Source organism: Microbacterium sp. S1037 (assembly GCF_048381605.1).
Classification (GTDB): Bacteria; Actinomycetota; Actinomycetes; order Actinomycetales; family Microbacteriaceae; genus Microbacterium; species Microbacterium testaceum_B.
In genome coordinates this window covers 540,159-561,246 of record NZ_JBLWIG010000003.1, presented here as the reverse complement: position 1 = coordinate 561,246, position 21,088 = coordinate 540,159, and the positions used below count along the sequence as shown (strand labels likewise).

Genomic DNA, 21,088 nt, shown 5'->3' with positions numbered 1-21,088 from the left:
CTGGGACCGAGGGCCTGTAGCTCAGTTGGCAGAGCATCGGACTTTTAATCCGCGGGTCGAGGGTTCGAGCCCCTCCGGGCCCACCATGATTCCGAACTGAACGGAGAAGTTCGGGAATCGCGATCTCTCCTCAGCCCGCACCCCCGTCGCGTCGCGGCCCGACCTCCAGCTCGCGGACGGTGACGTCACGGAAAACGGCCGCTCCTCCGCTGCTGTACAGGCGTACCCGCTCGTCCCCGCTGAGCGGGAACACCCGGTGCGACTGTACGGTCTCTCCATCCGCGACGAAGACCTCCACGCTCGTCCTGTCCACGAGCACGCGCAGCCGTACGGAGCCGGCGGTGGGGTCGAAGGGCGCCTCACTGCGGCCTCGGTTGGGGTTTGCGGTGAAGCTCCGGTCGAGGTACGCGCTCCCCTTGGTCACGTCGAGGCCAGCCGCGACGAAGCGGGTTCCTCCCGGCGCGCGGCAGACCTGCACACCGACGTCCTGCGTCGATGCCGACCACGACACATCGCACTCGAGGTCATAGGCCACGGCGGAGACATCGAGATCGACATGCGCGGACACCTCGACGTCTCCGACGAGATGCGTGGTGGTGACGTAGTCGGCGAGCGCCGCGGTGGGAGCGGAGATCAGCCGGTAGCCGCGCTCATCTCGCACGAGTCTCAGATCGCGCACGATCATGTCGTCGCCGTTGTACCCGTCCGTATCGATCGTCGGGGTGTTGTGCGGGTAGTCCCAGAAGTTGGCCCACCCGATCACGTGGCGCAGGCCCGGGTCTTCCGCTCCCGTGGTGCCGTGGTGCGGATAGGTCACGGCACCGTAGAAGTCGAACCCCCAGTCGAGCCAGCGCGGCTGTTCGGCGTCGGGGACGAACGTACGACCGTCGAAAGTGCCCGTCCAGTAGGCGTAAGTGGCGGGCAGACCCCGGTGCTTCGCGTTAGCGCTGACGCCGAGGACCCAGGTCGTCGATCCGTCGTCGGCCGTCATCGAGAAGATGTCCGGGCACTCGAGCAGTCCCAGGTCGTTGCGGGCGAACTCACCGACGCGGTCCCACGTGCGCAGATCCGTCGAGGCGTAGAACCCCAGCCGGTCCCCCTCAGCGAGGGCGAGGAACCACCGCCCCCGCTCTGCGTCCCAGATCACCTTGGGATCGCGGAAGTCCGGGATTCCCGGAACGTCCAGGACGGGATCGTCTCCGCCGGAGCGGAACGAGCGGCCACCGTCGGTGGAATACCAGAGGTACTGCGCCTGGCGCCCCTCGGGCACGGCGTCCACCCGGGCCTGGGTGACCAGGGCCACGATCGCACCTGCACCGAATCCGGCCGTGCCCCCGGTATCGACGACCAGCGAGCCCGACCAGCAGTCACCGTTGCCGTTCGAGAACTTCGGAATCGCGACCCCGCGGTCGACGAACGCCACGTGGTCACGCGTCGTGGCCAATCGCCACGAGGTGCCGATACCACCGGCGAGGTAGTCGCCGTTGTAGAGGTAGTAGTACAGGTACTCCCCCGCTAGGTGGATCGGCCGCTGTGGGTCGTTCTTCCAGTTGTCGGGAACACTGAAATGGAAGGCGGGGCGCCGCGTCGCGGGGCGCGGTTGCGTGTCAGGATTCACTCCGCACCCTCGGCTCCGCGTGCGACGGAACGCATCGACCACGCACGGAGGTGGACGGCGACCCCCTCGCCGGACAGCCGGATGCCGAGGGCATCCGCACGCGTCGGATAGACGCGGGTCGTGAGCGGGACCCCGCCCGCGAAGACCTCCACCGCCGAATGGTCGACGAGCACACGGACCTCCACGGCACCCTCGGCATCCACGGGAACCTCGCCCGAGCGCGGAGTGACATCGACGTCGCCATTCAGACTCGATCGAGAACGATCGAGGCTCAGTTCTGCGCGGTCGCCCGTTCGACGCAGCCGCAGTACCGTGCGTTCCGCGTCGTCGTCCGACGCGCGCACGACGATCGCGAACACACCGCCCTCCGGGATGGTCAATCGCGCCTCGATGTCGAGCTCGTCTCCGCGAGCGACCTCGGTCTCTTCTGCCCCGAGGGTCAGTGCGCGGTCGGCGACCTCCGCCGCGCGCAGAGCATCGACCTCGGGCGCCGGCCGCTGATGAAGCGATCCGTCCGGCGCCGGCGTCACCAGCCGCGGCAGCGACATCACCCCCGACCATCCGGCGGCGACCGCCGCGGCATCCGATCGCCCCTCCTGCAGCCAGCCGAACATCACCCGCCGGCCCGACTCGTCGAGGAACGACTGCGGCGCGTAGAAGTACCGCCCGCCCAGGTCGAGCCGGTGCAGCGCCGCCGGTGTGAAGCGCTCGCCCTCGTACCGACCGGACCAGTACAGCGGATGGTGGGTGATGCCCTCGTTCCAGGCGGAGAAGACCAGGATGTCGCGGTGTGCGGAGTCCGCGTCGCCGAGGGCGAACAGGTCGACGCACTCCCACATCGTGCCGGTCCAGTCCGGTGCGGCCGGATCGGAGCCGGCGCCGTCGCCGACGAGGAGGGGGCCGAGATACGTCCAGCTCCTCAGGTCGAGAGACTCGTACAGGAACGCCGTTCCCCCCTGCCCCCGGATGCCGGAGCCGATCAACTGGCGCCAGACGTCGCCCTCCCGCCAGACGGAGTGATCCCGGAAGGCGGTGACCTCCAAACCCTCGGGGGGAGCCGCGATGACGGGGTTCCCGGCATCCTTGGTCCACACGAGCAGATCGTCGGAGCCTGTCGCGATGCACGGCAACTCGCGGTCGCCGTGTCTGCCCGAGTACACGATGGTCGGCACGTCGCCGTCGTACACCAGCACGCCCGACCAGCAGCCGTCGACGTCGGGGCCTTCCGTCGGAGTGAGAGCGACCGGGACGTCGCGCCAGGTGACGAGATCGGTACTCACCGCGTGGCCCCACTGGATGCGATGGTGCACGGGAGCATCGGGGTTGAACTGATAGAAGAGGTGGTACTCGCCGCCGCGCTGGGTGAGGCCATTCGGGTCGTTGAGCCACCCCGCCGGTGCGGTGAAGTGGAACACCGGGCGGTGCGGGTCTTCGGCGGCGAGCGCGAGGAGTTCGGCGGAGACGAGGGCGGGGCCAGAGGTCATGGTCATGCGGCGGGGCTTTCTTGCGTCGTGTCGGGTCGTTCGAGGGCGGTGCCGGGGGCGTCCGAGGGCGGCGCGTACAGACCGCACCGCACCCAGTGCTCGGGCGCGTCGCTCACGCGATGGAACACCGCGGTCTCGGCGGAGCACGCGGTCTCTCCCCTGCCGTGGAAGGCACAAGAAGTCGCTTGAACGACCTCGTGACGCAACCGCGCACGTTCGACGGGGTCGAAGCCGCCGCGTCGACGCGGGTCGGGAACGGCGGAGATGAGTAGACGGGTGTACGGATGCCGTGGCTCTGCCAGCAGGGCCGCGGCCTCGCCCCCTTCGACGAACTGGCCGGCGAACATGACGATGATGCGGTCGGCGAGATACCTCGCCGACGCGAGGTCGTGGGTGATGTAGAGCATCGAGATGTCCTGCTGCTCGCACAGCGATCGCATCAGGTTCAGCACGCCGATGCGTACCGAGACGTCCAGCATCGATGTCGGCTCGTCGGCCAGGATCAGGCGGGGATTCACGGCGAGCGCACGCGCGATCGCGATCCGCTGTCGCTGACCGCCGGACAACTCATGCGGGTATCGGTGGAGGAGTTCGGCGGGCAGATCGACCTTCTGCATCAACCGGCGCTTCGCGCGTTCGAGCTCGTCCCTCCCGGAGACGGCATCGTGCAGCTGCAACGGCCGCTCGAGGAAGTGGGAGACCCGGTGGACGGGATTCAGCGAGCCGAACGGATCCTGGAAGATCATCTGCACCGCCGATCGGTACGCGCGGCTGGCTCGTCGCGGCTCGGCCTTCAGGACGTCGCGCCCCTCGAACGCGAAGCTGCCGCCGGAGGGCTGCTCGAGACGCGCGAGACACCGCGCGAGGGTCGACTTGCCGCTGCCGGATTCGCCGACCAGCGCCACGATCTCGCCGGGGGCGATGTCGAGGTCGACGCCGCCGAGCGCGCGCACGTGTCGACGCGAGAACATCCCGCCGATCGGGAACGTCTTCGTCAGTCCGCGCACCGACAGCACGGGAGTCTGGGGGCTCATCGGGTCGCCTCCGTTCGGGACGTCTCGACCGAGGTCGGTGCCGCCCAGTGGTCGGGCCCGACGGGAACGAGGTCGGGGATGTCGGTGAAGCGGATGCCTTCGCCCAGGCCGCGCAGGCGCACGCGCGGACCGGTCATCGGAGGGAACGCGTTCATGAGCGCATTCGTGTAGGGATGGCGCGGCGTCTCGAAAATCGACAGAGCGGATGCCGTTTCAACGAATCGTCCTGCATACATCACCGCCATGCGGTCGCTCAGTTCGACCATGAGCGACATGTCGTGGGTGATGAAGAGGATCGCGAACCCGAGCTCGCGTTGCAGGTCCTTGATCTGGGCCATGATCTCCTGCTGCACGACGACGTCGAGCGCCGTCGTGGGCTCGTCCATGATCAGCAGCAGCGGACGCAGGGCGGTCGCCATGGCGATCACGACTCGCTGCCGCATGCCGCCGGAGAGTTGATGCGGGTAGGACCGGAGCCGATCGTGCGGAATGCCCACGAGATCGAGCAGGCCGGCCGCCCGGCGGAGGGCCTCGCGTTTGGAGACACGCTCGTGCGTCGTGTAGATGTCGGCGATCTGATCGCCGATCGTCATGACCGGGTTGAGCGAGTTCATCGCGCTCTGGAACACCATGGCGACTTGGCGCCACCGGAACGCGCGGAGTTCCCCGGCGGTCAACGCCAGCACGTCGGTCCCCCGGAAGCGGATCGATCCGCCCGCGATGATCGCCGGGTCGCGGAGGAGACGCAGGATCGCGTTGGCGATCGTGGACTTTCCGCAACCTGATTCACCCGCGAGGCCGAACACCTCGCCCTCGCCCACCGTGAAGGAGACGCGATCGACCGCGCGGACCGTCCGGGAATCGGTGACGTACTCGACGGAGAGGTCCTCGACCTCCAACAGTGCGGCGCTCATCGGGCGTCCTCCTTCGCGATGGCGGGGTCGACGCGGAGGTCGGCGACCGGCGTCGGAGCGGTCGCCGACACGCGGCGACGCGGAGTGCGAAGACGAGGGTTGGTCGTCTCGTCGACGCCGTAGTTGACCAGGGAGAGGGCGAAGGCGACCAGCGCGATCGCGACGCCGGGCGGCACGAACACCCACCACGAGCCGGTGAGCAGAGCTCCGTCGTTGCTCGCCCAGTACAGATTGGTGCCCCAGCTCGTGGTCGAGATGTCGCCGAGGCCCAGGAACTCGAGACCGGCCTGGGCGCCGATTCCGAAGATCACGCAGGAGAGCAGCGTGCTCATCACGATCGACGCCATGTTGGGCAGCATCTCGCGGAACATGATGCGCACGGACGACTCACCGGTGACCTGCGCGGCGGCGACGAAGTCCTTCCCGCGGATGGACATCGCCTGCGAGCGCAGGACGCGAGCGGATCCGGCCCATCCCGTGATCACCAGGACGATGATCACGGTGCCGATGCCCTGCGGGAGGAAGGCCGCCAGGATCACCAGGAGCGGCAAGCCCGGCAGCAGGAGGAACACGTTCGTCACGAGGGAGAGCAGATTGTCGACGTTCTTGCCGAGGTAGGCCGAGGCAAGACCCACCAGCAGTCCCACCAGAGTGGCGAGGACTCCGACGGTGAAACCGACGAAGAGAGACGACCGCGCTCCCCAGACGTTGAGTGCCAGGACGTCCTGCCCCTTCGCGGTCGTCCCCAGCAGGTGGTCGAGCGAGGGGGGCTGCGCTCCCAGACCCCGGATGAGCGTGGGGTCGCCCGGGGCCAGCGCCGGGGCGAGCACGGCAACGGCGACGAAGAGCGCCAGGATCACGAGGCCGGCGATGGCTTTGCCGTTTCTCAGCAGCCCGCGCAGCAAGCCATCGCGCCCGCGGGGTGGCCGGACGGGCGGGGTGTCCGCGTCGGCGGCGACGCCGAGATCGAGTTCGACCATGGCACGGGGGTCTTGGGCGAGAGACATCGTCACGCTCCGATCAGCTCACGCGCACGCGCGGGTCGAGCCGCACGTACACGATGTCCACGAGGAAGTTGGCGATCAGCACGGCGGTGGTGATCGTGAGGAACAGGCCCTGCATGAGGGGGTAGTCGAGGTTCTGCACCGCCGACAGCAACTGGTAGCCGACGCCCGGATAGGCGAAGACGACCTCGGTCAGCAGCGCCCCGCCGACGATGAACCCGAGCGACATCCCGAACGCGGTCACCGACGGCAGCATCGCGTTGCGGGCCGCGTAGGCGAACATGATCCGGTTGCGACGCAGCCCCTTGGCCTCCGCCATCGTGATGTAGTCCTCGGCGTTGGTCGAGATCATCGTGTTTCGCATCCCGAGCATCCAGCCGCCGATCGAGACGAGCACGATCGAGGCGGCCGGCAGGAACAGGTGGACCGCGACATCACCGAGGAAGGCGAACGAGAACTCCGGCGTCGCGCCGACCGAGAAGGCGTGGCGCAGCGGCAACCACCCCAGGGTGACTCCGAACAGGTAGAGCAAACCCATCGCGAGCCAGAAGTACGGGAAGGAGCCGATGAAGATGAGGACCGGCGGAAGGACGGAGTCCACGGCCCCGCCTCGGCGCCACGCCGCGACGATGCCGAGCAGGTTGCCGATCACGACCGCGATCAGCAGCGACGTCAGACCCAGCAGGAGCGTCCATCCGATCTGCGCGGAGATCACATCGGTGACCGGGGTCGGGAAGCGCGAGATCGAAAAACCGAAGTCGCCGGACAGGATCTGTCCGATGTAGCGGAAGTACTGCTCCCAGAGCGGCGCATCGTCCAGACCGAACGAGCTCCGCAGCGCCTCGATCTGGTCGGGACGGATGGCGCCCTGCAGTCGCGCGACCATGCGGGTCACGGGGTCGCCGGGCATGAGCCGCGGCAGCAGGAAGTTCAGGGTGAGAGAGACCCAGAAGGCGACCAGGTAGAAGCCCAGGCGCCGAAGGATGTAGCCCATGATCGTTTCTCCTCGTGAGGTGCCGCTGCACCGCCCGCCCGTGCGGGCGGCGCAGCGGTCCGGTCATCAGCCCGTGACGGGCTCGAGAGTGGTGAGGATCAGCACCGCGCTGCGGGCGCGCACCGCCCCGAGGCTGGCGTACGGATTGTCGGCATTCGGCCAGCCGGTGAAGCGCGCCGTGGTGGCCGCGCCGAACTCCGGACCGGGGAAAAGCGTGACGACCGGGATGTCCTCGGCGAACAGCGCCTGAAGTTCATTCATGATCGAGCGCTGCTGCTCCTCGTCAGAGGTCGCCGCGAACTGCGCGAGAAGAGCGTCCGCCTCGGCGCTGCCGTACCGGTGGTAGTTCTCGAACGTCTGCTCGCCCACCGGCTTGACCGTCTCGGTGGACATGACACCCCGGTAGAACTGGTACGGCGTCGGCGCGTTGTTGCTCCACACGATGCCGGAGTCGAACGTGCCGTTCTCGTAGCTCGCGCTGACCTCGGCCCAGTCCCGAGCCGCGACGGTCACCGTCACGCCCAGCTCGGCGAGGTTCTGCGAGATGACGTTGCCGACCGACACCCAGTCGCTCGAGGTCGACCCGACCGAGAAGTCGAAGGCGAACGGCGAGCCGTCGGGAAGCACGCGCGTGCCATCCGCGCCGCGGGTGATGCCGGCGGCATCCAGAAGCTCGCCCGCCGCGTCCAGGTCGCGCTTCGTCCAGGTGCACGAGTCCACGACGTCGCTGTCGCGCCAGGCGTCGTACGCCCCCGACAATCCGGTGCAGTCGGCGGGAATGGTGTACCCCTGCATGCCGATCGAGGTGACCTGGTCGCGGTCCACGGCCATCGACAGGGCCTTGCGCACATCGGGGTTGTCGAAGGGCGCCTTCGTCGTGTTGAACTGCCAGCTGATCATCGAGCCGGTCGTGGGAAACCAGAAGAAGCGGTGCTCCGGGTCCTTCGCGACGTACGCCTGCTCGATATTGGGGATGAACTGCGGTGCCCAGTCGACGTCGCCGTTCGCGGCGGCCAGATTGGCACCGTCGTTGCCGGCGAACGCCAGCATCCGTACACCTTCGATCTTCTGCTTGTCGGGCTGCCAGTAATGGGGGTTCTTCAGCAGGTCGAACGACTGCGCCTGGAAGTTCGTCACCTCGGTGTACGGCCCCGTTCCGACCGGGTCGGGGTTCGTGAACTTCGCGGCGTCGCTCTGTTCGGCCCAGATGTGCGCGGGTGCGATGATCTGCTGCCCGACATCGAGCAGGGCGGGCGAGAAGGGCGTGTTGAAGTCGAACTCGACGGTGAGGTCGTCGATGGCGGTCACCGTCTCGACGTAGTCGAATCCTCCGCGAATCTCCTTCTGCAGCGCGAAGCTCGTCACCACGTCCTGAGCGACGAGGGGTTCACCGTCCGACCACTGCACGCCCTCGCGCAGGTGGAAGGTGAGGCCACTGCCGTCGTCGGCCGCCTCCCAGTCGGTCGCGAGCCACGGCGTCGTCGTGCCGTCGGCGGGGTTGAACACGAGCATCGACTCGTAGATCGCGACCTGCGTCATCGGGAAGTCGGGGTTCGAGAACGGGTTGAAGTTCTGATCGAACGTGCCCATGTCCTCGCGAGGGATCGTCAGCAGCTGCGTGCCGTCGAGGTCGGCGGCCGACTGGCCGCCACCCGCGGTGCAGCCCGACAGCAGAAGAGCTCCCGCTGCCGCGACGGCGGCGAAGAGGGCCGTCTTTCTCCGGTGTAGTGCCATGATTGGTGCTGTTCCTTTCTTCTCTTCCGCGTTGAAGCCGAAGAATCCTGCTCGTCGGGGATGTCCCGTCACACCGACGAGCGTTCGAGGAGCGGGCAGTCGACCGTCACTCTTTTCGTGACGGTCGGCTCTCCCGCGGTGATGGCGGCGAGGATGTCCACGCCCCGTGCGCCCATCTGTTCGAAGGGCAACGCAACCGTCGTCAGCGCCGGCCTCAGGTACCCCGCGATGAGTTCCTGGTTGTCGAAGCCGATGACGGCGATGTCGTCGGGGATGCGGAGTCCCCGTTCTTTGATGGCGTCGTACGCTCCCATGGCCATCCGGTCGTTCGCGCAGAAGATCGCGCTCGGCGGATCGGCGAGATCGAGGAGCACCTCGGCCGCCGCGAACCCGCTGTCGGCCGTGGCGTGGCCGGTGACCTGCCACTGCTCGTCAGCCGGGATCCCCGCGTCGGCCAGAGCCGCGAGATACCCCTGGCGGCGGCCGATGGCCGCCGGGATCCCGGGGTCGAGGTTGATGAACCCGATGCGTCGGTGACCGGCGCGGAGCAAGCGGGCAGTCGCCCGATATCCGCCGGCGCGCTCGTCGGGCACGACCGAGGGGAACCGTCCGTCGCGGTCGAAGCAGTTCACCAGCACGGTGGGGACCTCGCTCGCGATATCGGGAACCGAGACGCCGCGATGCCACGTCGCCGCGTAGATCAGGCCCTCCACGCGCTGCTCCAGGAGCCGTTCGATCGCGGTCGTCTCGGCGGCCGGATCAGACTCCGTCGAGGCGATGAGCAGGTACTTGTCGTCGGTCATCGCCCGATCTTGAGCACCCTTGATCACATCGACCGCGAACGGTGCCGTGACGATCTCGGTGACGAGGCCGTACCAGTCGCTGCGCTGCTGGGCGAGGGCCCGGGCGCCGGCGTTGGGGCGGTAGCCGAGTTCCGTCGCCGAGCTCATGACCCGCTCGCGGGTGTCGGACGCCAACGTCACGTCGAAGCGATCGTTGAGCACGAGCGATACGGCGGTGCGGGATACGCCCGCGTGGCGGGCCACGTCCTGCATCGTCACAGCGCGTGTCTGCGGTGTCTTCTTCGACATGATGTCTTCGTTCTTCGAGGTTACTAACCCGCGTTAGTGCGATGTTTCGATGATGCTAACGCGCGTAAGTAGCCGTCGTCAACACCGATGTTCCGCGACGCCTCACACGACGGACCCGCCGGAGGATCTCCGGCGGGTCCGGTGCGCGCCGTCAGCCGACGGGACGGGTGACTCCTGCGCGAACGCTCAGCCGAGCGGCCGATCCGAGAACGTGATCTCGTCCACGTTCACGTGCCCCCACCCCGCGGTGCTCTGATCGACCACCTCGATCTGGGCGGTCTGGCCGATGAAGTCGGCGACGTCCCACGACTCCCAGTGCAGCCGCTCCGCATCGGTACCGGTCACGGTGCGGACGGTGGCCCCACCGACCTTCAGATTCACCGCGGTCGGGGTGTCCGCCTCCCCCACGACGGCATCGGGGGTGTTCCCCCACATCACCTGATCGACCATGATGTGGCCGAACGCTGTCGAAGTCGACTCGTCGACGATCTCGAGATGCGCCGTCTTGCCCCTCAGCGAGTGCACATCCCAAGCGACGTCGCGCAGTGTCGGGGTGCCGTCGCCGGTGGCGCTGAAGTACACCTGACCGTCGATGACCAATCGGACGGAGGCGTTCCCCACGGCCGGCCAGGGGAAGTCTCCCCCGGCGATCCGGAAGGTGAGGTAGTCACGGGTGATTGTGAACTCGGGCGAGGTGATGGTCCCCGTGGCCGCGTCGCCGCCGTTGACGAAGGTGTCAGCTACCTTCGCCCCCGCCTGGTTCGTCAGGCTCGAGACCGTCGGCCCCTGACCGGCGAAGCTGCCCGTGGCCGTCCACCCCGGCCCCCAGCCACTCCCCTCGAAGTCGGCGAAGACCTCGGACGGCGTCGGATGATCGCCCCCGCCGACGAGGAAGCTCACGTACGGGCTCGAGACGGTGAACGTCGGCGATGTCAGTGTTCCCGTGGACGCATCTCCACCGAGGTAGCTGTTGACGAGACCCGTCCCCCGCCACCCGGTCACCGGCTGCTGCGCCGCAAGGGTCCCCGCCGCCGGCGCCGAACCGAAGGCGCTACCGCTGGTGGCCCATCCGTCGTAGCCGCTGTCGAAGTCTTGGAACACCGTTCCTCCTTCCGCCTGCCCGTTCACGTTCGCGAACTCGGTGATCGTGACGTCGCCGAACGTCGCGGCACCGCCCTGGGTGAAGAACTGCAGACCGGTGTCGGTCGGATCGAGGTTCGACTTCATGGTCAGCGCCTGCTCTCCGCCGTTGACGAACACCTCCACGGTGGTGGTGTCGACCAGGATGCTCAACTGGACGGTCGTGGCTTGCGGGTCGAACGGCGCGTGCGATTCCCGGTACATCGTCGGATCATTCGCGTCGACGTAGATGAAGTCGTCGAACTTGCCGACGGTGAAGTCGCGCGTCCCGTCGGGTGAGCGTCGCAGCTTGATCGCGACGTTGTCGAGATCGGCCCACGACACCGTCGTGTCGAGTCGGTACGAGGTGCCGTGGTAACCGAGATCGCGCTCCCCGTCGACGGCGATGTCGCCCAGCTCCCAGGTGCGCGTGGCGTAGTCGTCGAGAGCGGCGACGGGATTCGAGACGAGGCGATAGGTGTCGCCCGTCGCCTTCAGCCGGAGTTCCCGGGTGATGGCATCGGTGCCGGTGAAGCCGTCCACGGTCCAGCTGCTCGCCGTGTTCGGGTGGCTCCAGTAGTTGACCCACCCCTTGAGGAACCGCGTGCTCCGGTCTGCGGAGGCCTCGTCGGGGTAGGTGACAGCGGCGTAGAAGTCGTCACCATAGTCCAACCACTTCGGCACCGTCGTGTCGGGGGTGAAGGTGCTGCCATCCCACTCTCCCGGCCAATACGCGAAGGTGTGCATGTCGCCGCCGGTGCTCGCTCCGACGACCCATTGCAACGTGCCGTCGTCGGCTCTCATCTGAAAGAAGTCCGGGCACTCGGTGAACGTGATCCCGCTCGGGGCCGGGAAGAACGACTCGAAGGTCCAATTCTTCAGATCGGACGAGGTGTAGAAGCCGATGCCGCTCAGCGGCTCCGCGACGAGGGCGACCCACTGGTCGTTGGCTTCGTCCCACTCGATCTTGGGGTCGCGGAACTCATGGAGTCCGGGTCCGGGGTTCGCGATCGCGGGCGTGGTCGTCGAGTACGGCACGAAGGTGTCGCCGCCGTCCGTGGAGTAGTACACCCATTGATCGGTCGCGTTCGTCGGTCCTTCGTCGACGGAGACGAGCGCCACGAGGGCCCCTGCCCCGAAACCCGCCGTGTTGTCGGTGTCGACGACGATCGAACCGGCCATCGGCGAGCCGAAGGTGGTGTCCTCCGGGATGGCGATCCCCTCGTCGTGGTAGACGATCTGGTCGGTCGTCGTCGCATGCCGCCACGCCGTCTGCGTCGAGACGCCGTTGTAGTCGACGTCGTACAGGTAGTAGTAGTTGTACTCGCCGTCGAGATAGACCGGTCGGATGGGGTCGTTCTTCCAGTGGTCGGGGACCGAGAAATGATACTGCGGACGATACTGCTCTGCGTCGGGGTTGTCGGCGTGCGCCGCCGTCACTCCGATACCCGTGAGGACGGGTGCGGTGATCAGCGTCGCCGCTCCCGCCGCGAGGGCGCGCAACTTCATTGTTGTGTTCACGAGGCTCCATTCGCTAACGCGCGTTACTAACGCGAGTTAACGTAGCGCTCCCCGCCCCCTCGGACAAGAGATCCGGGCGATCACGCCGAATCGCGTTCGACGAGCCACCCGGGCATCGTCGCGCCGCTGAACTCCGCGACGTCGCCGTTGAGGATCTCCACGGCCGCCGCGCCCATCTCCTCGAACGGGAGCGCGATGGTCGTCAACGCCGGTCGCAGGTAGGCGGCGACGATCTCCTGATCGTCGAAACCGACGACCGCGACATCTTCGGGGATACGCAAAGACGCCTCACGAATCGCATCGAATGCGCCCATGGCCATGCGATCCGTTCCACAGAAGAGCGCGGTCGGACGGTCCGGGAGCTCCAGCATGGCGCGGGCGAGTTCGTACCCGGCCCCGGCGTGAGCGGGACCCGACGAGACGAGCGCGGGGTCGACCTCGATACCCGCTTCGCGCAGTGCACGTTCGTAGCCCGCGCGGCGACCAGCAGCGGGGTAGGGCGCATCAATGTTCAGCAGGCCGATGCGCCGGTGCCCGGTGTCGAGCAGGCGCCGAGTCGCCGTGTACCCACCGTGCTCCTCGTCGGGGAGGATCGAGGGGTAGTGACCGTCGAGATCCTCGCAGTGCACGAGCACGACGGGCACCTCCGCCGCGGCGGTCGGGAGCTTCACCCCGATGTGACCGGCGGTCGCGTAGATCAAACCCTCGACCCGTCGCTCCAGCAGCATCTCGAGCGCCGTGTCGGCCGAGTCGTCTGGGCTCACACTCACGATCAGCAGCACCTGCCCCCGCGCCCAGGCCGCTCGCTGAGCCCCGGTGATGATTCCGCCGCCGAACGGGCTGCTGGCGATGTCGGTGACGAGACCCAGCAGATGGGTCCGCTGCGACGCGAGGGCGCGCGCAGCCGCGTGCGGTCGGTACCCCAACTCGGCAACCGCCTCCCACACCCGCCGCTTCGTCTCCTCCGCGATGCGGATGTCGCTGCGGTCGTTGATCACGAACGACACGGTGCTTCGACTGAGCCCCAGGCGTCGGGCGATGTCGTCCATCGACACACGGCGTGAAGGCATCCCTCATGTTCTCACGACGGCGTCCGCGGCTGAGGCCAGGCGGGCTCGTCGCTCGATCCGACTCATCCTCGCCCCGCGGTTCCGCGAACGGTTCCTCGAAAATACGCTGCTCGATCGATTCGGGCGCGGAGCCGGAGAAGCTGTGCGGGCACTCGAGCAAGTCGAGGTGTGCCAGGGTTACGTCCGTGTGCCGCCCGACCTGCTTGGACGATCGCGCAAGCTTCCGGCCACAACCACAGCCATACCGGCGGCGATCAGGCCATAAGCGAGCCAGGTCCCTAGCCAATCGGTGATCAGATCGACCCCGGTCGAGCCATCGGTGAACTCGATTACACACCTCACCTGCAAAGGGAAGATCTCAAATGATCCCTTGAGGCTGCTGTCGATGTAGTCCGCACCGGCCGGAAGAGCAAAGATCGCGAACTGTGCGCACCTTCCGGCCGAACCTCCATCGTGCAGCAGAATGTACTGGGATAGACCTGCTACCGACAGTCCAGCAATGAACAAAGCGGCTGCCGCTCCGTACAAATTTCGAGTACTAATGAGTGCTGTCCTAACCCCAAGACCAACGGTTGTTCGGATAGGTCGGTTGCTCAGCGTAGGCCAGTCCCCCGCGACCTTGCACGCCCCCGGGGTCGTGAGAGCCGCGCGTGGTCGATGCTCTTTCGCGCAGTTCCTCTCGACCGCCTGACATCAGAACGCCCCTCTGTCCGCGTGTATCCCGCGATGTGCGCTGCGAGAAGAAACACGCCGGCACCGAAAAGAGCGCTGAGGCTCCCGACGAGAAGAGCGAGCAGGGGTGGCCCGTCCCATGCGGCCGCCCACCACGCAGGGATCAGCGTCGCAAGGGACGGCGCCACGACGGCCACGACGCGAATTCTCCTGCCGGCCGACCGAAGCCTCACCGCTATCAGGAAGGTGCAGAGGGCCACGGGAAGACCCACGAACAGAGAATTGACGCAAATCCCGTAGAGGTAGGTATCCAGCCGAGCGTATGACCATGCCAATGGCGACCAGTCTTCGTCCCCGAAGACGAACCCGCGACCTTCATAGAGGAAGATCGTCCCCACGGTGATGAGCACCGTCGCGACCGCGGACGCGATTGCACACGCGATGGCCAGACGCACCCAGCTCAGTCGTTCTCTCTCCGGGGCGGCGACATCTCGATGCAAGGGAAAATCCGTCACGCGTCGATCCAGATCGTGGCGCCGACGTCGGCGAGCCGTTTCACCGTCTCGGCGTGGAGGGTCTCGGCTCCGGCGGGAAGGGTCATGAAGAGGCGAACGAACGTCTCGGGAGCGTCGAGAACGGCCGGCGGGACGCCGTGCAGGCGGTCCACGAACTCCATGATCACGGCATTCAGCTTGTCAGCCCGCGCCTTCGCATTCGACTCATCGAAGGTGACGGTTCCCAGACGGTACGAGAACGCAGGCGCGGACCCTGGCTGTGTTCTGAACTGATCGAGCTCACCGACGCGAACCGCCGTCGAGACATCGAAGCTGACGATGACGTGACCGTCATCGGCATCCGCATAGTCCATCACCGGAACAGCCCCGTCAGCCACCGCGGAAGCAAAGGTTTGGGGTGCAGATAGTCGTCGAGAGCAGAGTCATAGATCTCTTGCGGCATCACGACGGATGGGTCGGGCGTCAGAGGTGGCAGCAACTTCCCTATCGCCGTTGGGAGCCCTCGCATCGAGACGCCGCGTGGCGTGCGCCGAAGACGCACTCCCTCGGCAGTGGGCCGGAGGCCCCATTCGTCGTCGATGACCACGAGGCCCGCACGCTGGAGCGCCCCGGCCGCGGACTCGATCATCTGCCGCGACGGGACGTCGACGTTGATCATGTCCCAGGTCCCGAGCACCGAGCGGACCGACGTCGACCGCTGACTGCTACCGATCGCCGCCAACAGGATCGCCGCGTCATCCTGGAACGAGGGAAAGGCCATGCCCGGAGTCTACGAGGGGGCTCGGAGCAGCTCATCGCAGGAAGCTCTGACGCTCAGCGCTCCAGAACCACCGCGAGGCCCTGACCCACTCCGATGCAGATCGCGGTCACGGCCACTCCCCCACCGCGACGTTTCAGCTCGTGGGCGGCGCGGGCGATGATGCGACCGCCGGAGGCGCCGAGCGGGTGACCGATGGCGATCGCGCCGCCGTTCTCATTCAGCTTCGACGGGTCGAGCTCGGTCCACAGCTGCGCGCACGCGAGGGTCTGCGAGGCGAAGGCCTCGTTGAGCTCCACGAACGACACGTCGCTCCACGAACGGCCCGCGCGGGCGAGCGCGCGGTTCGCGGCCTCGACGGGGGCGACACCGAAGACATCGGGGTCGTTGCCGAACGCGGCGCGGCCGGCGATGCGCGCGAGAGGTTCGGCATCCAGGGCTCCCTCGGAACTGAGGAGCACCGCAGAGGCGCCGTCGTTGATGGGCGACGAGTTGCCGGCGGTGACCGTGCCGTCCTTCTGGAACGCGGGGCGGAGACCCGCGAGCACCTCGGCGGTCGAGTCGTCGCGGATCCCTTCGTCGCGGGCGAGCGCGTGGCCCTCGACCTGCACGATCTCGTCGTCGAAGGTCCCGGCGGCCCACGCGGCAGCCGCCAGGCGGTGGCTGCGGGCGGCGAAGGCATCCTGCTCCTCGCGCGAGATGCCGTAGATCTCCGCGAGCTTCTCGGCGCTCTCGCCGTTCGAGATCGTCCAGTCCTTGCGCAGGCGCGGGTTGGTCATGCGCCAGCCGATCGAGGTGTTCCACATCGTCTGGTTCGCCGCCGGGAAGGGCCGCGGGCTCTTCTCGACCACGAATGGCGCGCGGGTCATCGACTCGACACCGCCGGCGAGGATCACATCGGCGTCGCCGGCCTCGATCGCCCTCGAACCCTGGATAACGGCATCCAGGGACGATCCGCACAGGCGGTTGATCGTCGTCCCGGGAACCGACGACGGGAAGCCCGCGAGCAGCGCGCCGAAGCGCGCGACGTTGCGGTTGTCTTCGCCGGCCTGGTTGGCGTCGCCGAAGATCACGTCTTCGATGCGGGCGGGGTTGATACCCGTGCGCTCGACGACGGATGCCATGACCGTCGCCGCGAGGTCGTCGGGGCGCACGTCGGCGAAGGCCTTGCCGTGCCGCGCGAAGGGCGTGCGGACGGCGTCGTAGACGAAAGATGCGGGCATGAGTCAGGCCTCCAGTTTCAGGCCGAGCAGCGACTCGATCTCGGCGTGCGTGTTGTCGCCGAACAGCTCGCGCACGCGGAAGCCGTCGGGCGTGACGTCGAAGACGCCGTGGTCGGTGTAGACGCGCGAGACGCAGCCGACGCCCGTGAGCGGATACGTGCACGCCTCCACGAGCTTGGGCTCGCCGCCCTTCGTGAGCAGGTCGGTCATCACGTAGACGTCCTTCGCGCCGATCGCGAGGTCCATCGCCCCGCCGACCGCCGGAATCGCGCCGGGCTCACCCGTCGACCAGTTCGCGAGGTCACCCCCGGCCGAGACTTGGAACGCGCCCAGCACGCACACGTCGAGGTGCCCGCCGCGCATCATCGCGAAAGAGTCGGCGTGGTGGAAGAAGGCCGCCCCCGCGAGGGCGGTGACGGGCTGCTTGCCCGCGTTGATGAGGTCGGGGTCGATGCGCCCACGCTCGGGAGCGGGCCCCATGCCGAGCATGCCGTTCTCCGTGTGCAGAACGATCTCGAGCCCCTCGGGGAGGTAATCGGCGACGAGCGTCGGGGCCCCGATGCCGAGGTTCACGACCGCGCCCTCGGGAATGTCGGATGCCACGCGCGCGGCGAGCTGCGCGCGGGAGATGCGGGTGGTCACTGTGCTGCTCTCTTTCCCGCGCGGTGCGCGCAAGCTCGACGACGTGCCGGTGCGGAACTGGTGGATGCGTCCATCAGGCACCTTCTTCGGAGAGGACGCGGCCCTCGATGTCGACGCCACCGACGAATTCGCCGTCTCGCAGCCACGCGCGCTCCCCGACCGCGACGACGCGGTCCACGTACAGTCCCGGCGTCACGACGCCCTCGGGGTCGAGCGAACCGAGCGGCACGATCTCGTCGACCTGCACGACCGTGGTCGCCGCCGCGGCGGCCATGATCGGTCCGAAGTTTCGCGCTGTCTCGCGATAGACGAGGTTGCCCCAGCGGTCTGCGGCGCGTGCACTGATGAGAGCCACGTCGGCGCGGATGGGGTACTCGAGCACGTAGTCGCGCCCGTCGATGCGGCGCGTCTCTTTGCGCTCGGCGAGCTGCGTGCCGAAGCCGGTCGGTGTGAAGAACGCGCCGATACCCGCGCCGGCCGCGCGGATGCGCTCGGCGAGGTTGCCCTGCGGCACGAGCTCGAGCTCGAGCTCGCCCGCGCGGTAGAGGCGGTCGAACACCCACGAGTCGCTCTGCCGGGGGAACGAGCAGATCATCTTGCGCACCTGTCCGGCGGCCAACAGGGCGGCGAGTCCCGTGTCGCCGTTGCCGGCGTTGTTGTTGACGACGGTGAGGTCGCGGGCGCCCTGCGCGATGAGCGCGTCGATGAGTTCGACGGGCTGTCCGGCTCGTCCGAAACCGCCGATCATCACGGTGGCTCCGTCCGGAATACCGGCGACGGCCGCCGCGACGTCGGGGACGGTCTTGTCGATCACTCGGGCTCCCATGTGTTCGCTCTGCGCACATACGTACGTCTTGCGAACATTCTACGACGCGCGCGCGACGGCGACAAGGGTCGGCATCAACCCGGCGCGCCCGGCGGGCCGGTGGCATCCGCATCCCGGAAAGCGGGCTCGAGTGTCCAAGGCACCCGGACCGCCGCGAAAAACGTCCACTCGCCACGCGGTCGGCGCGTGAGCCCGTCAGATCAGACGAAGATCCGCGTCGATATCGGCGGCGGCCGCGAGGAGCGCCGGGAGGCACTGCTCGCGCCAGGCGTCGCCGTCGCCCCGGGCGGTGGCCGAGATGTTGAGCGCCGCGACGACGGTCCCCTCGCGGTCACGGATGGGCGCGGCGAGCGATCGCAGCCCCTCCTCGAGCTCGCCGTCGACGAGCGCCCACCCCTGCGCACGCACGGAGGCGAGCTCCGCGAGGATCGCCTCGACGTCGGTGCGCGTGCGGGACGTGAGCGGTTCGGGATGGGATGCCGCGATGATCTCGCGAGCGCGACCCTCGGGCTGCGCGGCCAACAGGACGCGCCCCATGCTGGTCGCGTAGGCGGGGAATCGCGTGCCGATCGTGATCCCGACGCTCATGATGCGCCGCGTGGGGACGCGCGCGACGTAGACGATGTCGGCGCCGTCGAGGACGGCGGACGACACGCTCTCGTCGACCTCGCGCGACAGGCGCTCGAGGTGGGGCTGGGCGAGAGCCGGGAGAGACAGCGCCGACAGGTAGCTGAAGCCGAGCTCCAGCACCCGCGGCGTGAGCGAGAAGACCCGGCCGTCGGCGCGCACGTAACCGAGCGTCTCGAGGGTGCGCAAGAAGCGCCGCGCGGCGGCGCGGGTGAGATCCGCGCGACGAGCCACATCGCTGAGCGTCAGCGCCGGGTGCTCGGCATCGAAGGTGCGGATGACCTCGAGCCCGCGCGCGAGAGACTGGACGAAGTCGCCCGACCCCGCCTGCCCTTCTCCCGCGTCGCTCACCCGGCTCACCTTAGCGGGGCTGCCGCCGGCCACCGACACGGAACGGGTCCATCCGCAGGGGCGGGGACTCCGCTCCGAGGCTGCCCTCAGGCCCCGGCCGTCGACTCTCGCGCGAGCCGCAGAGCAAGGGCCGTGCGGTCGGGCTCAGCGAACTTGCGCAACAGGGCGGAGACCGTGTTCTTCACCGTCCCGTGTGCGAGATGAAGGCGTGCGGCGATCTCCGCGTTGGGGAGCCCCCGGGCGACGAGGTCCGCGACCGCTCGCTCCGCCTCGGTGAGGACGGGTTGCTCCATCTGCACCGGCGTCGACGACAGCACAGCACGGGCGACGCGCGGATCCAGCACGAGCCCACCCGCCAGGACATGGCGTATGGCGCCGATCAACGCGTCCGCTGAGATATCTTTCAGCAGGAATCCGGCGGCCCCCGCGTCCAGCAGCTGACGCACGAGACGCGCGTCGTCGAACGTCGTGAGGACCAGGACCGGAAGGTCGGGATGGGACACCGCGCACCGCTGGACGAGTCCGAGACCGTCGAGCACCGGCATGCGGGCATCGGCCAGCACGAGGTCGGGCGCAAGCCCCGGTATGAGAGCGAGTGCCCGCTGCCCGTTCTCAGCCTCACCGACCACCTCGACCGCGGAGTCCGTTTCGAGGATCATGCGCAGGCCTCGCCGGAGAAGCTCCTGGTCGTCGACGACGAAGACCCGCACGGTACTCACGCGAGCCCGCGAATCAGCGCGGGACGGAGTTCGAGCGCCACACGGAAGCCCGTGGGAGTCGGCTCCGCAGTGAATGCCCCGCCCATCCGCTCGGCGCGCGCGCGAAGCGATCGCAGGCCGAAGCCCTCGATCAACGGGTCGGTCGACGCTCCGGCCCCATCGTCCTCGATCACCGCGGAGAGGTGGGCATCCCCCACCACCATTCGCAGGTCGACGGATGTCGCATCGGAGTGACGCACGACGTTCGTCAACCCTTCCTGAACGAAACTCAGCAGTAGGAGCGCGTGGTCATGACTCAGCGCGGAGTCGTCGCCCTCGATCGACACCCGGATATCGATCCCCGTGCCCCGGAACGCCTCGGCGACAGCGTGGAACGCCTCGGCGTTGCGGAGGGTGGAGAGCTCGACGGGGTGCATGGCACGGACGAGTCGGCGCATCGCATCGAGGGACTCCCCCACCAGCTGTCGCGCACGTCGCGTCTCTTCGCGCGCCTCGGGCGAGTCACCCACGCGGTCGGCATAATCGAGCGACATCCCGACGGCTGTCAGCCGGTGCCCCAGGCCGTCGTGGAGTTCCCGCGCGGTGCGCTCGCGTTCGCGAGCGAGTGCGAGGTCACGGTCGGTGTCGAGACGGCTGCGGAGTTCGGCGTTGACGGCATCCAGTTGTACGAGCGCCGCACGCAGTTCCTCCCCGACCCGGAAGCTGTCGCGCAGGATCGCCGCCACGGCCGCCGCCACGCCGGCGAAGACCGCGGCGACGGCGGCTTCACCGATCATGAGCTCGGGTGCGCTCCCGGTGGACAGATGGAGGGCGACGACGAGTCCCACGAGAGCGGCAGCGTAGCCCCAGACCACGGCGGCCGCCGTGAATGTCACACCGAGGACGAGACATGCCGCCCAGACGATGCCGTAGTACAACGATCCGTTTCCGAACGACATCGTCACCGTCGCGATGGTCGCGAAGGCGATCGCGGCAGCGCGAGACCGCTGCCCCGAGCGACGCCACAGCACCCACACGACCATGGAGCCGATCAGCAGCGAGGACACCGCGGCCGAAGCCCACCCCGGCCTCCGGTCCAGCGATGCGACAACCATGAGAGCCGGTCCCGCCCACCCGATGACGGCGGCAAGATCGAGCAACAGCGCGCGACGGTTCGGGGTCCCGGACATACGC

18 protein-coding genes and 1 tRNA gene are annotated in these 21,088 nt (G+C 68.0%); 1 reads left to right on the top strand and 18 read right to left on the bottom strand.

Features of this window, described 5'->3' with window-relative positions:
• The first annotated feature begins 10 nt into the window (after positions 1 to 10).
• A tRNA-Lys gene (locus ACMW4R_RS17700) sits at positions 11 to 86 on the top strand.
• A 44-nt stretch (positions 87 to 130) separates the two neighbouring features.
• Here ACMW4R_RS17700 and ACMW4R_RS17695 read toward each other — a convergent pair.
• From ACMW4R_RS17695 to ACMW4R_RS17610, 18 genes are all read right to left on the bottom strand, one after another.
• Positions 131 to 1,618, bottom strand: a complete 1,488-nt coding sequence (locus ACMW4R_RS17695) for a glycoside hydrolase family 32 protein (protein ID WP_418300553.1) — start codon at positions 1,616 to 1,618, stop codon at positions 131 to 133.
• On the bottom strand, positions 1,615 to 3,108 hold the full coding sequence (locus tag ACMW4R_RS17690) for a glycoside hydrolase family 32 protein (RefSeq protein WP_418300552.1): 1,494 nt from the start codon (positions 3,106 to 3,108) through the stop codon (positions 1,615 to 1,617). The genes ACMW4R_RS17695 and ACMW4R_RS17690 overlap by 4 nt, the downstream gene beginning before the upstream one ends.
• Positions 3,105 to 4,136: an ATP-binding cassette domain-containing protein gene (locus ACMW4R_RS17685; protein WP_418300551.1), complete on the bottom strand. Its 1,032-nt coding sequence runs from the start codon at positions 4,134 to 4,136 to the stop codon at positions 3,105 to 3,107. The genes ACMW4R_RS17690 and ACMW4R_RS17685 overlap by 4 nt, the downstream gene beginning before the upstream one ends.
• A complete protein-coding gene (locus ACMW4R_RS17680; RefSeq protein WP_058597404.1) occupies positions 4,133 to 5,050 on the bottom strand; it encodes an ABC transporter ATP-binding protein in 918 nt (305 codons plus the stop codon). The genes ACMW4R_RS17685 and ACMW4R_RS17680 overlap by 4 nt, the downstream gene beginning before the upstream one ends.
• On the bottom strand, positions 5,047 to 6,030 hold the full coding sequence (locus ACMW4R_RS17675; protein WP_058614299.1) for an ABC transporter permease: 984 nt from the start codon (positions 6,028 to 6,030) through the stop codon (positions 5,047 to 5,049). Before ACMW4R_RS17675 ends, ACMW4R_RS17680 begins: the two co-directional genes overlap by 4 nt.
• A gap of 40 nt (positions 6,031 to 6,070) precedes the next feature.
• Positions 6,071 to 7,048, bottom strand: coding sequence for an ABC transporter permease (locus ACMW4R_RS17670; protein WP_058597402.1), 978 nt, complete (start codon positions 7,046 to 7,048; stop codon positions 6,071 to 6,073).
• A 66-nt stretch (positions 7,049 to 7,114) separates the two neighbouring features.
• Complete coding sequence (locus tag ACMW4R_RS17665) at positions 7,115 to 8,782, bottom strand: ABC transporter substrate-binding protein (protein WP_058614300.1); 1,668 nt, start codon at positions 8,780 to 8,782, stop codon at positions 7,115 to 7,117.
• A gap of 68 nt (positions 8,783 to 8,850) precedes the next feature.
• Complete coding sequence (locus ACMW4R_RS17660; RefSeq protein WP_058597400.1) at positions 8,851 to 9,873, bottom strand: LacI family DNA-binding transcriptional regulator; 1,023 nt, start codon at positions 9,871 to 9,873, stop codon at positions 8,851 to 8,853.
• A gap of 186 nt (positions 9,874 to 10,059) precedes the next feature.
• Positions 10,060 to 12,501 carry a glycoside hydrolase family 32 protein gene (locus tag ACMW4R_RS17655; RefSeq protein WP_418300550.1) on the bottom strand — a complete coding sequence of 814 codons (2,442 nt, stop codon included), beginning with the start codon at positions 12,499 to 12,501 and terminating at the stop codon, positions 10,060 to 10,062.
• A gap of 92 nt (positions 12,502 to 12,593) precedes the next feature.
• Positions 12,594 to 13,583, bottom strand: a complete 990-nt coding sequence (locus tag ACMW4R_RS17650) for a LacI family DNA-binding transcriptional regulator (protein WP_081317430.1) — start codon at positions 13,581 to 13,583, stop codon at positions 12,594 to 12,596.
• Between the two features lie 1,183 nt (positions 13,584 to 14,766).
• Positions 14,767 to 15,147, bottom strand: coding sequence for a hypothetical protein (locus ACMW4R_RS17645; RefSeq protein WP_153001284.1), 381 nt, complete (start codon positions 15,145 to 15,147; stop codon positions 14,767 to 14,769).
• A complete protein-coding gene (locus tag ACMW4R_RS17640) occupies positions 15,123 to 15,530 on the bottom strand; it encodes a hypothetical protein (RefSeq protein WP_058628894.1) in 408 nt (135 codons plus the stop codon). Before ACMW4R_RS17640 ends, ACMW4R_RS17645 begins: the two co-directional genes overlap by 25 nt.
• 53 nt (positions 15,531 to 15,583) lie before the next feature.
• Positions 15,584 to 16,750 carry a thiolase family protein gene (locus tag ACMW4R_RS17635; RefSeq protein WP_418300549.1) on the bottom strand — a complete coding sequence of 389 codons (1,167 nt, stop codon included), beginning with the start codon at positions 16,748 to 16,750 and terminating at the stop codon, positions 15,584 to 15,586.
• Positions 16,751 to 16,753: 3 nt separating this feature from the next.
• The gene (locus tag ACMW4R_RS17630; protein WP_058597446.1) at positions 16,754 to 17,392 is read right to left on the bottom strand and encodes a 3-oxoacid CoA-transferase subunit B; all 639 of its coding nucleotides are present in this window, start codon (positions 17,390 to 17,392) and stop codon (positions 16,754 to 16,756) included.
• Positions 17,393 to 17,465: 73 nt separating this feature from the next.
• Positions 17,466 to 18,206 carry a 3-oxoacid CoA-transferase subunit A gene (locus tag ACMW4R_RS17625; protein ID WP_058628935.1) on the bottom strand — a complete coding sequence of 247 codons (741 nt, stop codon included), beginning with the start codon at positions 18,204 to 18,206 and terminating at the stop codon, positions 17,466 to 17,468.
• A gap of 207 nt (positions 18,207 to 18,413) precedes the next feature.
• Positions 18,414 to 19,196 carry an IclR family transcriptional regulator domain-containing protein gene (locus ACMW4R_RS17620; RefSeq protein WP_058628892.1) on the bottom strand — a complete coding sequence of 261 codons (783 nt, stop codon included), beginning with the start codon at positions 19,194 to 19,196 and terminating at the stop codon, positions 18,414 to 18,416.
• Positions 19,197 to 19,282: 86 nt separating this feature from the next.
• Positions 19,283 to 19,915: a response regulator transcription factor gene (locus ACMW4R_RS17615; RefSeq protein ID WP_058597391.1), complete on the bottom strand. Its 633-nt coding sequence runs from the start codon at positions 19,913 to 19,915 to the stop codon at positions 19,283 to 19,285.
• Positions 19,912 to 21,084 carry a sensor histidine kinase gene (locus ACMW4R_RS17610; protein WP_058597390.1) on the bottom strand — a complete coding sequence of 391 codons (1,173 nt, stop codon included), beginning with the start codon at positions 21,082 to 21,084 and terminating at the stop codon, positions 19,912 to 19,914. Before ACMW4R_RS17610 ends, ACMW4R_RS17615 begins: the two co-directional genes overlap by 4 nt.
• Positions 21,085 to 21,088 lie beyond the last annotated feature (4 nt).